General features: G+C 49.0%; 11 protein-coding genes. 7 read left to right on the forward strand and 4 right to left on the reverse strand.

Translation table 11 applies throughout. The features are described 5' to 3' along the window. Both J2X05_RS19975 and J2X05_RS19980 read left to right on the forward strand, forming a co-directional pair. The coding region (locus J2X05_RS19975) for a DUF1592 domain-containing protein (RefSeq protein ID WP_310075988.1) at positions 1-2,073 on the forward strand (2,073 nt) is incomplete at its 5' end. Between the two features lie 46 nt (positions 2,074-2,119). Further along, positions 2,120-3,319 (forward strand): DUF1552 domain-containing protein, encoded by a 1,200-nt coding sequence (locus J2X05_RS19980; protein WP_310075990.1) that lies wholly within the window; start codon positions 2,120-2,122, stop codon positions 3,317-3,319. A 55-nt stretch (positions 3,320-3,374) separates the two neighbouring features. Here J2X05_RS19980 and J2X05_RS19985 read toward each other — a convergent pair whose 3' ends face one another. Both J2X05_RS19985 and serB read right to left on the reverse strand, forming a co-directional pair. Beyond that, complete coding sequence (locus J2X05_RS19985) at positions 3,375-3,767, reverse strand: TFIIB-type zinc ribbon-containing protein (protein ID WP_510183815.1); 393 nt, start codon at positions 3,765-3,767, stop codon at positions 3,375-3,377. Positions 3,768-4,061: 294 nt separating this feature from the next. Beyond that, a complete protein-coding gene (gene serB / locus J2X05_RS19990; protein WP_310075994.1) occupies positions 4,062-5,291 on the reverse strand; it encodes a phosphoserine phosphatase SerB in 1,230 nt (409 codons plus the stop codon). A 307-nt stretch (positions 5,292-5,598) separates the two neighbouring features. On the opposite strand from serB, the gene J2X05_RS19995 reads away from it, so the two are divergent. Both J2X05_RS19995 and olsF read left to right on the forward strand, forming a co-directional pair. After that, entirely contained in the window at positions 5,599-6,741 is a 1,143-nt protein-coding gene (locus J2X05_RS19995; protein WP_310075995.1) for a hypothetical protein, read from the forward strand. A 311-nt stretch (positions 6,742-7,052) separates the two neighbouring features. Continuing rightward, positions 7,053-8,810 carry a bifunctional ornithine lipid synthase OlsF gene (gene olsF / locus J2X05_RS20000; RefSeq protein WP_310075997.1) on the forward strand — a complete coding sequence of 586 codons (1,758 nt, stop codon included), beginning with the start codon at positions 7,053-7,055 and terminating at the stop codon, positions 8,808-8,810. Here the strand turns inward: olsF and J2X05_RS20005 are convergent. Then, on the reverse strand, positions 8,795-9,715 hold the full coding sequence (locus tag J2X05_RS20005; RefSeq protein ID WP_310075999.1) for a transporter substrate-binding domain-containing protein: 921 nt from the start codon (positions 9,713-9,715) through the stop codon (positions 8,795-8,797). The two genes, olsF and J2X05_RS20005, sit on opposite strands and share 16 nt — an antisense overlap. A 162-nt stretch (positions 9,716-9,877) precedes the next feature. Beyond that, entirely contained in the window at positions 9,878-10,795 is a 918-nt protein-coding gene (locus tag J2X05_RS20010) for a substrate-binding periplasmic protein (protein WP_310076003.1), read from the reverse strand. A 214-nt stretch (positions 10,796-11,009) separates the two neighbouring features. Here J2X05_RS20010 and mpl point away from each other — a divergent pair, with 214 nt between their 5' ends. From mpl to J2X05_RS20025, 3 genes are all read left to right on the forward strand, one after another. Next, positions 11,010-12,428, forward strand: coding sequence for a UDP-N-acetylmuramate:L-alanyl-gamma-D-glutamyl-meso-diaminopimelate ligase (gene mpl / locus J2X05_RS20015; RefSeq protein ID WP_310076005.1), 1,419 nt, complete (start codon positions 11,010-11,012; stop codon positions 12,426-12,428). A 72-nt stretch (positions 12,429-12,500) separates the two neighbouring features. After that, positions 12,501-13,382 (forward strand): hypothetical protein, encoded by an 882-nt coding sequence (locus J2X05_RS20020; RefSeq protein ID WP_310076006.1) that lies wholly within the window; start codon positions 12,501-12,503, stop codon positions 13,380-13,382. 72 nt (positions 13,383-13,454) lie between these two features. Next, the gene (locus J2X05_RS20025) at positions 13,455-14,051 is read left to right on the forward strand and encodes a hypothetical protein (RefSeq protein WP_310076008.1); all 597 of its coding nucleotides are present in this window, start codon (positions 13,455-13,457) and stop codon (positions 14,049-14,051) included.

The following is a 14,051-nucleotide window of genomic DNA, read 5'->3' on the forward strand; positions in this document are numbered from 1 at the left end:
GTGTATGCGGCAACCGGTTCTTCTGCTGGCACCACCTCCAGCGCCCCGATTACTTCTGCCAGTTCTTCCAGCAGAAGTGCAACATCGGTTAGCTCGGGCAGTTCAAGCAGCACCGGCACGCTGGTCGGCAATGCCGCCAACGGCGCTACGCTCTGGACCCAACGTAGTTGTGTTGGCTGTCACGGTGTAGACGGTACGAAAAACGCCAATGGCACTGCCGCATTGATCGCGCTTAACCCGAACCGCAGCTTCTATCGCCACAGACAAGATACCCAGGATCGCTCACTGCGTGACTTTATCGCCCTGTGGATGCCGCAAGGCGCTGAAGGTACCTGTACCGGCCAATGTGCTGCCGATCTGGAAGCCTACATCTGGACCTTCCGCAAACCCAGCGATGGCCAACCCGATGTACCGGTCAGCTACTTCAGCTGCCCAGCCAATGCGCCCAGCTATGGCCAACGCACCCTGCGTCTGTTGACCAAACTGGAATACCAACGTTCAGTGCGTGATCTGGTGAACTACCAAGCGGATGTCACTGCAAGCTTGCCCGATGACTTTGTCTCAGGTGCGTTTGTGAACAACAACACCCTGTCCATCGACAAGACCCGTTACACCAGCTACCTGGCTAACGCCGAGCGTATCGCCACTGACGTAGCGACTCGCTGGAATGCAGTACTGGGTTGTACACCATCCGCCAGCTGTGCAAGCACACTGGTCAACACCCTGGGCCCACGTATCTTCCGTCGCCCACTGACGACCGATGAGCAAACGGCTTACCTGAATGTGGCTAATGGCACTACCGGTGGCCGCACCGCGACTGATGGTATGCAAGTGGCATTGACCGCGATGCTGTCATCGCCGCAGTTCCTGTATCGCTCGGAAGTGGGAACCCTCTCCGGCAGTGGTGTGTACAAGCTGGACGGTTACGAGATGGCGACTTACATGGCGTATACCTTCACCGGTACTACACCAACCGCAGCGCTGATGACGGCGGCAGGCAATGGCACCCTCAATACCGCTGCCGGTATCCGTACACAAGCAGCCACCCTGCTGGCATCTGCCAACACCAAACTGTTGTTGACCGATCTGGTTAACCGCTGGTTGATGACCGAGAAGATCGAAACGCTCACCAAACCGGCAGTTACCAATTTCGCCACCCTCGGTGCGGATATGAAGAACGAGCTGGGTAAAAACTTCGCCTACGCCATGCTGGAAACCAACGGTAGCTTTGCCAACATCTACAACCCAAGCTACACCCACGTTAACCAACGCCTGGCAACCCACTACGGCCTGACCTTTAGCGGTACCCAGGACGCAGACGGTTTTGTGCGCGCCACCACCAGTGATCGCGGCGGTATCCTGACCTCGGGTGCATTCCTGTCCCGTTATGCCAGCACCACCGATTCCAACATGATCACCCGTGCGGTAGCGATTCGCCGTAAACTCCTGTGTCAGGATATCCCTGAGCCACCCTCAGGTGTGAGCCTTGACCGCGAGCAGTTGTTTGCACAAGACCGGGCCTTCTACGAAGCCCCAACCACCACCCAACACATGATTTTTGATCGCCTGACCGGAGGAACTACCTGTTCCAACTGCCATGCCGAGATCATCAACCCATTGGGTGGCGGACTGGAGAACTTTGATACCGCTGGCCGTGTGCGCACCACTGACCTGAAAGGCAATGCGATTGTGGCCAAAGGCACCTTCTACTCTCCTTACCCACAACTGCAGTTCCTGAACGATCCGGACCGCGTGCGTTATACACCTGAGATTCAGTTCAACGGTGCCAAAGACCTCGCACGTACGATTGTTGAACACCCACAAGTAGCGGGTCTGGCACAGACGTGTCTGGCCACCCAGTTCGTCAGCTACAGCTCGGGCATCAACTCGATCTTCCTGATCGACTCCGATAGGGAAGTTGGCTACAAGCGTATCAGCGAAGAAGAAGAAACCGCTTATCGCTGCGATGTGGCTGACCTGACCAACGTACTGACCACCAGAGGCCCACGTGCAATGCTGGAAGAAATCCCCGCATTGGAATCTGTGATGTACCGGAAGGAGTGGGTGCGCTAATGCGCCCCCTCTTCCCCGCCTTGTTAACGAATTGGAGTAAATAAAAATGCGATATAGAGACTGCTTCGATAAAGAGCGCAGAGATTTTCTGCGCATCGTACAGCGCGCCGGTATTTCTGCTGGTTTGCTGAGAGCTTCCAGCCTGGTTGCCGGCGTGATGTTGGCGCGTACCGCTGAAGCACAGACCGGTACACCGACTAAAAGCTGTTTGGTATTTTCCGGTGGTGGTTGCCAAAAAGATCGTTGGTATCCAGTAAACGGCGTGTTCCCTGAGCAATCCGCGCCTTTGCAAACCCATTACAGCCGAATTGCGATGATGAAGAATGCATCGCTCACCGGCGCGGGTCACGGCATCATGTTCCATCGCTTTGATAACGCCAGCTTCTCGCGCGACAGCTTTGACGTAAACATGGGTCGCACCATCGGTGCCAACTATCCGGTGAAATACCTCAACGTAGGTACCACCGAAGAGTCGCAACTGAGCCGTGAAGGTTCAGCCAACAAGCCGACCATTACCAGCCCGCAAACTGCACTGGACATATTGTTCAGCGGCGGCACCAACACAGGCACTGGCACTGCACCAAGAAAATCGATTGTGGATTTGCACTACCCGGCGGTGAACAGTTTGAAAACCAAACTGGGCCAGCATGAAAAAGAAAAACTGGACAGCCACTTCACGGCGATTCAGGAAATTGAAGCTGCGATTGGATCTGGAACTGGCGGTGGCGGCGGTGGTTCATGCCCGAAACCGGCAAGTACTGCAGTTACCGGATTTGATGCACTGGCAAAACTGCAAACGGATATCGCTGTGCTTGCACTGAATTGTAATTTGACTGCGTCTGTGTCAATTGCCTTCGGTTCAGATGCGCACAACCATATCTTCGATAAGCTCGGCGGCCGTTCATCGCACCAGTCGCACCACTTTAACCAAGTGCAATACTCTGAAGATATTGCCTACATGCAGAGCTTGACCAAAAACCTGTTGGATAAATTGAATGCTAACGGCTTGTTGAGTTCGACTACGGTGTTCCAGATGTCGGACATGGGTGTTGCAGATGCGCACGGCAATGATGATGTTCCGATGATACTGGCGGGTGCAGGTATTGCCGGTGGTCAATTGCTGGATATCGGCAAAAAAACTCAGGCAGACATTTTCCACACCCTTGCATTGAAAATGCGTGCAGATCAAAGCCCGAACAGCACGGCTTACCGTAACTGGGGCGGTTCGATTATCGCTGGATTGTAATACCTGATTGCACCAGAGTGATAACAAAACCCCGACTTAAAAAATCGGGGTTTTGTTATTTTAGATTTGACAACAAACCACCAAAAAACTCAGCGATGGCAGATGCGATATCATTTTTGGTATGGGTTGGTGATCCAACTTTATTACTCTTATGCGAAGTCAATGCAGAGCACAACTCATTAAAATCAAACCACACAGACTTACACTCGCCACAAAAGTCCACCTCTACATTTTTATATATCGCGATGTGCATTTTGTTGTTACAGGCAGGGCATTTGCACTTTGACACATTAGTTAAGTCTAAGCCCAATACTGCATAAAAATTCAATGCAGAATCTTCAGGCTTGAATTGAAGTGTAGCCACATAAGTTTCTGTTAACAGAACACCCGAGCATTTTGCACAACAAAACCCAATATGCCCCTCACGCTCCATCACTTCTAGTTTCACTTCACATTTTGGGCACTGCATATACTACTTTTTCAATTTGCCAAATATCCCAAACCAAAACAAGCCCTCAAAAATAAGCCCCAATAGCAGAAAAACTACACCACCAGCAGGAATCCCGAAAAAATAACATCCGATAGCGGCAAATAAGCAAGCTACAACGATTACGACTCTAATGGTTGCTTTCAATTTAACGTCCTTTAATAAATTGGTTTAAAACAGCCGTTATAAATTCAAAATAACTGAGCTAGTTGCAATTGACACTCCTCATCAAGTGCGAATGGTGAGCGAAAAACTTTAAAGCAACTTATCCCTTTCCCTAAAGCCCAACAAATACAAAATCGCATCCAAACCCAAATTAGAAATAGCATGTTCTGCAGACGCTTTTACTAATGGTTTTGCGCGGAAGGCGACGCCGAGACCAGCAACACTCAGCATCGGCAAATCATTGGCGCCATCGCCCACAGCGATCACCTGCTCCAACGCAATACCTTCCTGTTTTGCGAGCATCGCCAACAATTCAGCTTTGCGTTGGCCGTCAACAACAATGCCTTTTACTTCGCCAGTGACTTTGCCATCGACAATATCCAGTTCATTGGCGTAGACGTAATCGATGCCGAGTTTGTTTTGAATATATCGACCAAAGTAATTAAACCCACCCGATAAAATCGCGGTTTTGTAACCGAGTTTTTTAAGCGAGGAAATTAATTTTTCTGCGCCTTCAGTGAAACGTAATTGCTCGGCAATTCCCGCCAGTACGGATTCATCCAAACCTTTAAGTAAAGCCATGCGCTGTGCAAAACTTTGCTTGAAGTCGAGTTCACCGCGCATGGCTGCTTCAGTAATTTCAGATACCAGATGACCTACACCTGCGGCTTTGGCGAGCTCATCAATGACTTCTGCTTCGATTAATGTCGAATCCATATCGAAACACACCAGGCGGCGGTTGCGGCGATAAACCGTATCGCGCTGGAAGGCGACATCGATATTCAAACGTGCTGAGAGCTCCATAAAATCCGCGCGCAATGCCATTAAATCTGCAGGCATTCCACGCACCGAAAACTCCACACAGGCACTGCTTTTTTGCTCTTCACCTGCATCCAGATCCGCAAGCGGGACACGACCGGACAAGCGGTTGATGCTGTCGATATTCAATCCATGTCTGGAAGTAACGGCGGTTAATTCAGCAATCATCGCAGCATCAATTTGGCGTGCAAGCAAGGTGACTATGTGACGGGTTTTGCCCTGTTGCTCGGCCCAATGCTCGTAGCTTTCAGCGGTGATGGTCTGGAAGCGCACCTGTATACCAAGTGGCTGGGTAGCTTGTTGGATCTGGTCAAGCAGTTGCGCACGCACGCTAGCAGCAATACGCAGCTCGACCAGAATGCCCAGCGCGAGGGTGTCGTGGATAACGGCTTGGCCTATATCCAGTACACGTGCACCACACAGGGCAAGGACATTGGTAATAGCGCGGGTGATGCCGGGCTGATCCTGCCCCGATGCATTAATCAATAAAAGTTCGTTCACAGTGCCTCTCTATAAGGGGTAACAAACATACGTATTGGCCCGGTGCGTGCTAACTTTTACTACCGGTCACCGCCGCATGTACTTGGGGGCGATTGCGCAAAGCGCGCATTCTAGCGGAATTCATGGCCGCTCACAGCAGCTTCCAGATACGAACTGTGCCTTAGCACGCATCGATAACTTAGGCTAGAATGCGATTCCACACGACATATTGCTGCCATTGCGGCGAGCATGTGTCTGACCACCGACCCCGGCAGGAACTGGGGTTGAATCATGAACGCAACATGACGAGCACGGACTTAACAACAAAATGGCATTGATCAATACCTACCGCACCTACCCACAGCTCAGCCTTTGCAGCCTGCTTCTGATCGCACTCGGTGCCTTTGGTGCCTGGGCCTATATTCACAACAGCGAACAAAACCAGCGCGAGCAGATCAGTCACTATGGCCAGGTACTCGCCAACAGCGCAGCACGGCAAGCTGTAAATGCGACCCTGCAACAGGACTTGGTAAGCCTGCAGGCGATCCTCCTCGAAGTCGGCCAATATCCCAATGTAGTAGGTGCGACCATCCACAATGTGGAAAACCAGCTGCTGGTGCAAAGCGGTTTTAAACCCAACCAGGAAATTAAAGGGCGTCGCTACAATTTTTCAGCGCCCATCGCATTGCACAATAATGTCGCGGGTTATTTGGAAGTGACGCTGGATATGCCGGTTCACACCGAGCGCGACTATCGCTTTTTTATGCTGTGGATGGCGGCGGTATTTTTCTCGCTGCTGGTGATCTGGTGGTCGATCCAGCGCCAGTGGTGGTCGCAATTAAAAGATAAGCTACCAACCGCGAGTGAGATAGTCACTGCGGTAGTGGAGAAAATGCCTACGATAAACGAAGCGCCCGAACCCGAACCGGAATTACCAAAGCAAGTATCGGTGCGGTTGAGTTTGGACATTGTGAATATGGGCAAGCTTTACCAACAATTGAACAGCGAAAGTTTTGCCACTGTATTGCGCCGTTTTGAAAAACAATTGCAGGGCGTGTTGAATTTATACAGCGGCCAGCGCCAGATGTTATCGGGCGAAACACTCATTATCGATTTCACCGGCGAGGCCTTTTACGAGTGCAGTTTTCGCGCGGTGTGTGCGGCGCAATTACTCAATAGCCTCGCTGCCAAGAGCGTCAGCCCACGCTTGCATTTGGCCGCTGCGGTACATGAATTATCGGCACCGGTGAGCTCCAATAAATCGCTGCTGAAAGATTTTGTGGTGCAACACAACAATCATTTGAAACCGGACAAAGGCGAAGTCTTAATTAGCCAGCGTTTGATCGATAGTGATCTACAGGAGCATCTGGAAATTGTGAGCGACAGCGGCAAGCTTATTGGTTTGAAGGCGCCCTATGCTGCGCTGCTGGCGAAACAGGAAGAGCAGTTGGTTGGTGCGACGGCTTCTTAATAATTCGTGTTGCGGATTGCGGTGTCCTGTGCGAGACGCGCCGTAAATACATCCCTGTAGGCTCGACTGCTGCCGCTAGCGGACCTGCCAACAGGTAAACCTGTTGTCGTTCAGCTACGCGCAAAGCACGCTTTGCAAATGCTTGCTTCACCCATGCAGCAGACGGTCTCGCACAAGACACCGCAATCCACCTGCAAGATCTTCGCAATATTTCGAACATCAGTGTCACACACCTGCAACAATTCCATCACATAACCGTCACCCATTAGTCATAGCCTTGCAGTATCGCCCATCGCAAGGTTGTGACTGCCATGCTCAATATCGAACAATCCATTACTAATAAATTCCCCGGTTTTAACCAGCAAGCGCCGATTGTGCGCAACTCCACGCTCAGCATTCTGCGCAAGCTCACCCACGAGCGCGAGATCAATGCGTTTTTGCGCGAGCATGAAGGCAACCGCGGGATTGATTTTATCGACCGGATTTTTGAATATTTTAATTTCAGTTACAGCATCTCCCAGCGCGAGCGCAACAATATTCCCTCTCAAGGGCGGGTGATTATTATCGCCAACCACCCCATTGGCTCACTCGATGGTTTAGCACTGCTGCGGTTGGTAAGCGAAGTGCGCAAAGATGTAAAAATCATCGCTAACGATATGTTGATGGCCTTTGAACCGCTGCACGATTTACTCCTGCCGCTCGACAATATGACCCGCGCCGCTTACAAGCAGAGCTACAAAAATATCCTGCAAGCACTCAATAACGACGAGGCGATTATTATTTTCCCGGCGGGCGAAGTATCCCGCGCAAGCCCTACCGGAATTAAAGATGGAAAATGGCAGGCCGGCTTTTTACACTTTGCACGCAAAACCAATGCGCCACTGCTGCCGATATTTGTCTCCGCCAAAAATTCCATGCTGTTTTACAGCGCTTCCATGATTTTCAAACCGCTGGCGACTGCCCTGCTCGCCCACGAAATGTTTAACAAGCGCTCGGCAGAAATTAAATTCCGCGTGGGCGAGATGATTCCACATCACGCATTGGAATCTGATCAGCTGGCTGATAAAGCACTGATTAAACGCCTAAAAAAACATGTATATAAAATCGGCAAGGGCAACTCATCCAAAAAAAATAACGTTCCGGTTTTTGTAACGGAAAAAACCATCGCCCACCCTGAAGATCGCTCTGCGCTGAAAAAAGAATTTAAAAATGCGCAACTGATTGGCAGTACGCGCGACAATCACAAAATATTTTTATGCGATTACAACCAACATCCGGTAGTGCTGCGCGAAATTGGCCGCCTGCGTGAACAGACATTTCGCATGGTTGGCGAAGGCACCGGCAGCCGCCGCGATTTGGATAAATACGATCACTACTATCGCCATTTAGTCTTGTGGGACGAAGAAAAACTCTGCATCGCTGGCGCCTATCGTTTGGGTGAAGCACACAAGCTGATGAAGAAAAAAGGCGCAAATTCACTCTACACCGCTGAGCTATTTGATTTCCATTCATCACTTACACCTTACCTTGAACAAGGTTTGGAATTAGGCCGCAGTTTTGTGCACCCGGATTATTGGGGCAAAGCCAGCCTGGATTATTTATGGCAAGGCCTCGGTGCTTATTTGTCGCATCACCCGCAAGTGCGATTTGTGTTTGGCCCAGTGAGTATGAGCGCGCATTATCCAAAAGCCCTGCGCGATTTATTGGTGTTTTATTACGAGCGCTACTACTCAGTCAAAAATGCGAATGATGAAAACCTTGCAGAAGGCAATCATCCGCATGAAATCGATGAAGACGTGTTAATCGATTTACAACACCGCTTTGCCAAACTCGATAGCGAACAAGGTTTTGAACTATTACAGGAAGAATTCAAGAAACACGACTGCAAAATCCCCGTGCTATTTAAACAATATGCAAGCCTGTATGAAGAAGGCGGCTACCATTTGCTCGCCTTTAGTGTGGACTCGGAATTTGGCAATTGTGTGGATGGTTTATTTATGGGCGATTTGACCTGTATGAAAGAAGCAAAACGGAGCCGCTATTTAAAACCCACTCAATTAACCGAGTAACCAAACTCTTCCGGCTGAAACCAATAGCGGGAATCTTTGGCGTGAGTGTCAAATGGCAAACGCGGATTATTGATTTCAATCATGCGCAACCCTTTACTACCGGACAAGGGAAACGCCTTGCGAGTTAATGGATGTGCGTGCATATAGCGAAGAAATTCACCTGAATCAATCATGGCTTCCAAACCTTGCTCAATCCAGAGCGCCAGATCTTCATTCTTTTGATTGACAAAAAAATACAACCCAAAGGGATAGTGCAGCACCAAGGATTCATACAAGATTAGATCAGGGTGCTTTTTTTTGCGGGCATTGATTTCAGAATAGGCCTCAAAAAAGCCCCGGGGAAAATAATCGCACTTAAGCAGGTCGAGCTGCTGAAACATGCGTTCAAAGCTCGCAACTTCAATCACGCGCAAACCAGCAGCACGTAAAATAGGAGTGTCCGGCCAGTCTTTTCCCTGACAGGCTACTAATGGCCTAAGGCCGCTAAGTGAATGTACGCCATCAAATACGTGTGTCATTGATTGGCGGGTAATAAAGCGGCGGTAGCCCAATAAACCGCGATCCAGGGGAATCCGGATTGCGCGCAGCTTTTCTTCGCGTTCAGGATCAGTTCCCATCCAATAAACATCAATAATTTTGCCTCGCACCATTTCTTGTAAGCCCTGCTTTTGCTCCATCAAACTGACCTGCTGAATTGCCGGTACTGGCCGCCCTTGCGCGCCCAGCTCAAGCGCACGCTTAAGTAAGCCGACAAAATAATCTTGTGCAATCGCGAATTCGGTTTTAGCCGATGCCACCCTGACTACCTGAGGTGCCAGGCTCTGCGCCAATACCAGGCTATCACCACAAAAAGCAATTAACAGTGCTAGCAAGGCGCGGCGAACCAATATCCATAACGCGGGCATGAATGAAAACTCCTCTCACATTCGTCCACGGCGGCAACTTGCTGGAAAGTATAGGTGAAGCACCAAAAGTAAAATCAAAACATCCATGTTAAATGTGACTAAGCATGGGGATTGATATTCTCAGTGCATGGGTCATGCCCTGAAGAAAGGATGTTGACAGGGTCAATTTTGCGCAGGGGAAGAGGCGCTATCCTGAACCACAAAATCACTGGATTGAAACCAATAGCGAGGATTTTTTTCATCCGATAGCGCGGGTAAATTGGAGTTCGGGAGCGTTAAAAAACGTTTAGGCTCAGCTCCAGACAATGGAAAAGCGTGACGCGTATGTTCTTGCTCTTGCATATAAGCAATAAGTTCGCCGTCATCGATCATTTTTTCCAGCCCATCCTGCAACCATTGCGCTAGGGCGTGATTTTTTGGATGCACGTAAAAATAAGTCGCAAATGTGTAATGCAGCATCAGCGGCTCATAGACAATTAAATCGGGGAAAGCGGCAGCGCGGCTGGACACCTCAACCTTACCCTGATGAATACCGCGCGGAAAATAATCGCAGCGTCCCGCCGCCAATTGTTTAAACAAGCTTTCGTAATTAACACTGATCACCAAGGGCAAGTGCGCGGCGCGCAATATTTCTGTATCGCCCCATTGCGCGCCATGGCAGGCTTTAAACTTGGCCAAATCTGCCAGCGTTTTTATTGCATCAAATTCTGCAATACGCTCTTTGCGAATAATAAATTGGCGATAGCCCACCAAACCGCGCTCAAGTGGCACCGGCACCATCAACAAATTACGCGCACGTTCCTTACTGCCGCCCAACCAGAAAATATCAATAATGCGATCTGCTCTCAGCTCACGCACCATGCGATCTTCTGCCATCTCAATCGTTATAACGAGTTGCGGCACGGCGCGCCCCTTGGCACCCTTCTCTAAGGCTTTTTGCAATAATCCGGAGAAGTATAAATAGGCAGGATCATCCGAAGCGCGCGGCTTGGCAATGTGCAATACCGATAGCTCTGCGGCACAAAGCCATGAAGGCCAAAGCAGCACTAAAACACAGAGATTGGTAAACCATAATTTCATAAACAAACATCCAGACCAGCAACGACAGTGAGGCCCAATGACCCCTAGGCTGATAATTATTGTTGGAGAGATTGCGGTAATGCGCTTCCCCTGTGGGATTCAATTGACATCCCGTCGGAGCAGAGAGTTGCAATCATCGAAAAAGTATAGGTTAATCCATGCCATTAATCTGAACCCTTTAATCAGCACCTTCTTTCTTCTCACAGAGTTTTCTATGCATATTCATATTCTCGGCATCTGCGGCACCTTTATGGGCAGCCTCGCGCAACTCGCCAAAGATCTCGGCCACCGCGTCACCGGCAGCGATGCCAATGTTTACCCGCCCATGAGTACACAACTTGAGCAGGCAGGGATCGAACTGATTCAGGGCTTTGACCCAATCTATTTGCAAGCACCGCACATGCAAACCCCACCAGATCTGGTGATCGTCGGCAATGCCATGAGCCGCGGCAATCCGAGTGTGGAATATGTGCTCGACCAAGGTATCGCCTACACCTCTGGCCCGCAGTGGCTGCGCGACCATGTATTACAAGGCAAATGGGTATTGGCGGTGGCGGGCACCCACGGCAAAACCACCACCTCTTCCATGCTGGCGTGGATTTTGGAATACGCGGGAATGGAACCGGGTTATTTAATTGGCGGCGTGACGAAAAACTTCCCCACTTCTGCGCGCTTGGGCGGCACCCCCTTTTTTGTGGTGGAAGCCGATGAATATGACAGCGCCTTTTTTGATAAACGCTCCAAATTTGTCCACTACAATGCACGCACAGTGATTTTAAATAATCTCGAATTTGATCACGCCGATATCTTTCCGGATCTCGCCGCCATCCAAAAACAATTCCATCATTTGGTGCGCACAGTTCCCAACAACGGCCTGTTAATTTCGCCGACCAATGACAAAGCCCTCGCTGAAGTGATCAAACAAGGCTGCTGGACACCACAACAACAATTTGCAGTGATCGACAACACCAGTGACGCGACTACCGAAACAAATAATTCTGCCGCCGAATGGCAAGCAAAGTTGTTAGCAGCCGATGGATCGTCATTCGCGGTGCTACATAACGGCGAAGAAGTCGCGCAAGTACATTGGCAACAAACCGGCATCCACAATGTAAATAACGGCTTGGCTGCAATTATCGCGGCGCGCCATGTAGGTGTAACACCGGAACACGGTGCAAAAGCTTTGGAACAATTTGCCGGTGTAAAACGCCGCATGGAAATATTGGCCGATGTGCACAGCGTAAAAGTCTACGACGACTTCGCCCACCACCCCACCGCGATTAAAACCACCCTCGCCGGTTTACGCGCAAAAGTCGGCGACCAAAAAATTATCGCCATCATCGAACCTCGCTCCAACACCATGCGCATGGGCGTACACAAAGGCGCCCTCAACCAAAGCGTGACCGATGCCGACGATGTTCTGTGGTATCAACCTGCAAACGTAGATTGGGCAATGGATGAAGTCGTCAACAAAAGCCCCGTCCCCGCAAAACTTTTGCGCAACCTGGACGAATTAATTCACTGTGCGATTTCGCTGAGCGAAGCCAATACGCACATTGTGATTATGAGTAATGGTGGGTTTGGTGGGGTGCATCAGAAGTTGATTGAGCAGTTGACGAAGCATGCGATGTAACTCTTAAAGCGGAGCCGCCGAAGGCGCTCCGCCGCAAAGCGGCACTAGAAAAATAATTGAAGGGAAATTGATATGACCGAGAGTAAACCACAAGAATCATGCATCACTATAATAAAAGAATGGTGCATCGATCTTTATAAAGCCCCTTGTTTTTGGCTGAAGGTAATTACCCTAACGTTTCTTATTGGTCTAGCAGCTATTGGCTTGTATCAAATAGTTACATCAGCATTTCACTACTTTAGTGAACCGCTTTCTTATTTTGATCCTGAACGGCTGGGACAGCTTGGGGATTTTTTAGGCGGCACGCTTAATCCAATGTTTGGATTTGCAACTGTATGCCTATTACTTTGGTCTATTTTCATTCAAAGAAAAGAGCTAATTTTTGCAGCGAATGAATTACATGAAACAACAACTGCGCTCACACAACAGCTTGTACACAGTAAAAATGAAAGCGCCAGAAATCAATTGTCCGATGTACTAAACAAAGAATATGACAAACACGAAAACATACTTTTAGAAACATTCAAATTACCGAATGATGACGGACATCTAGACATCAGGACACTCAATGGATTTGGCAACCTATATGAGATGGCAAATGGTTTTTTACCCTATGATTTTAGTTTACATCTGCATAACGCATTCGAAAATTTCAATGTTTACAAAAACCCCCTTACAAGTATTGATAAAGATCTATCTGCTGCGATACTTATTATGGTCAAAGCTAAAAGTAGCATAGGGACACTAGAACGAATAACTAAAGAAATATTAAATATCTGCGACGTTGAATCTGTAGAAACATACTGGTTTCTAAAGTTTTATGATGCAGCTAACGACTGCAAGCAAATCGGGGTTATTAGTGAAATCACTTTCGAAAAAATCATCTGGGATATGCAAGCACGCAGAAAACTGCTAGTGAAAGATAATTTCCCTACGTCACAGAAAGAAGCATAAATGACTAGTACACAGCCAACTATATACATCGGCACAATCATTATTTCCATACTAATCCTAGCCTGCCTCCAAATGGCCTTCATCCTCCCCGAAGGCCTGCTCGGTGGTGGCAGTTCAATTGCAGAGCGCAATGCGTTTATCCAAAACAATCTGGGTTTGTGGCAATTGGGTTGGTTTAACTGGATGCTCGCAGCACTTGGGCTGCTCACATTTTGCATCATGCTACTACCGTTTATTCCAAAATCTGAATGGCGTGTTTTAGGGATATTGTTAGTCGCGCTTGGAATAGTGCCGGACATTGGTGCGGAAGTGATTTTTGCGTTTGTTATTCCGTATAGCCACACAATTGACCCGACACTTGCAACAATGCAAACACTGGAATTAATTGCAGTGCAACTAACCGGCACACTAGGCAATGGGCTGTATAACATTGGTGGACTTCTGTTAAACGTTTTGCTGCTCAATAACCAGCGCTTGCCGCGCAAATTAATTTTAATCGGTATTCCCGGTTGGTTTTTTGGTTTTGGTTTAAGTATCACCTGTGCAATGCAGGCATTGGACGCAGCGAAATTCTTTACAGCAGCGGGCATGGTGTGGAGTACGGCGTGGATGTTCGCGCTGACGATAAAAGTATTTCCACGCGCAAACGAATTAAAAGTCGATTACTGA

Origin of the sequence: Cellvibrio fibrivorans, from assembly GCF_031457055.1 — a bacterium.
In the GTDB taxonomy this organism is placed as follows: Bacteria; Pseudomonadota; Gammaproteobacteria; order Pseudomonadales; family Cellvibrionaceae; genus Cellvibrio; species Cellvibrio fibrivorans.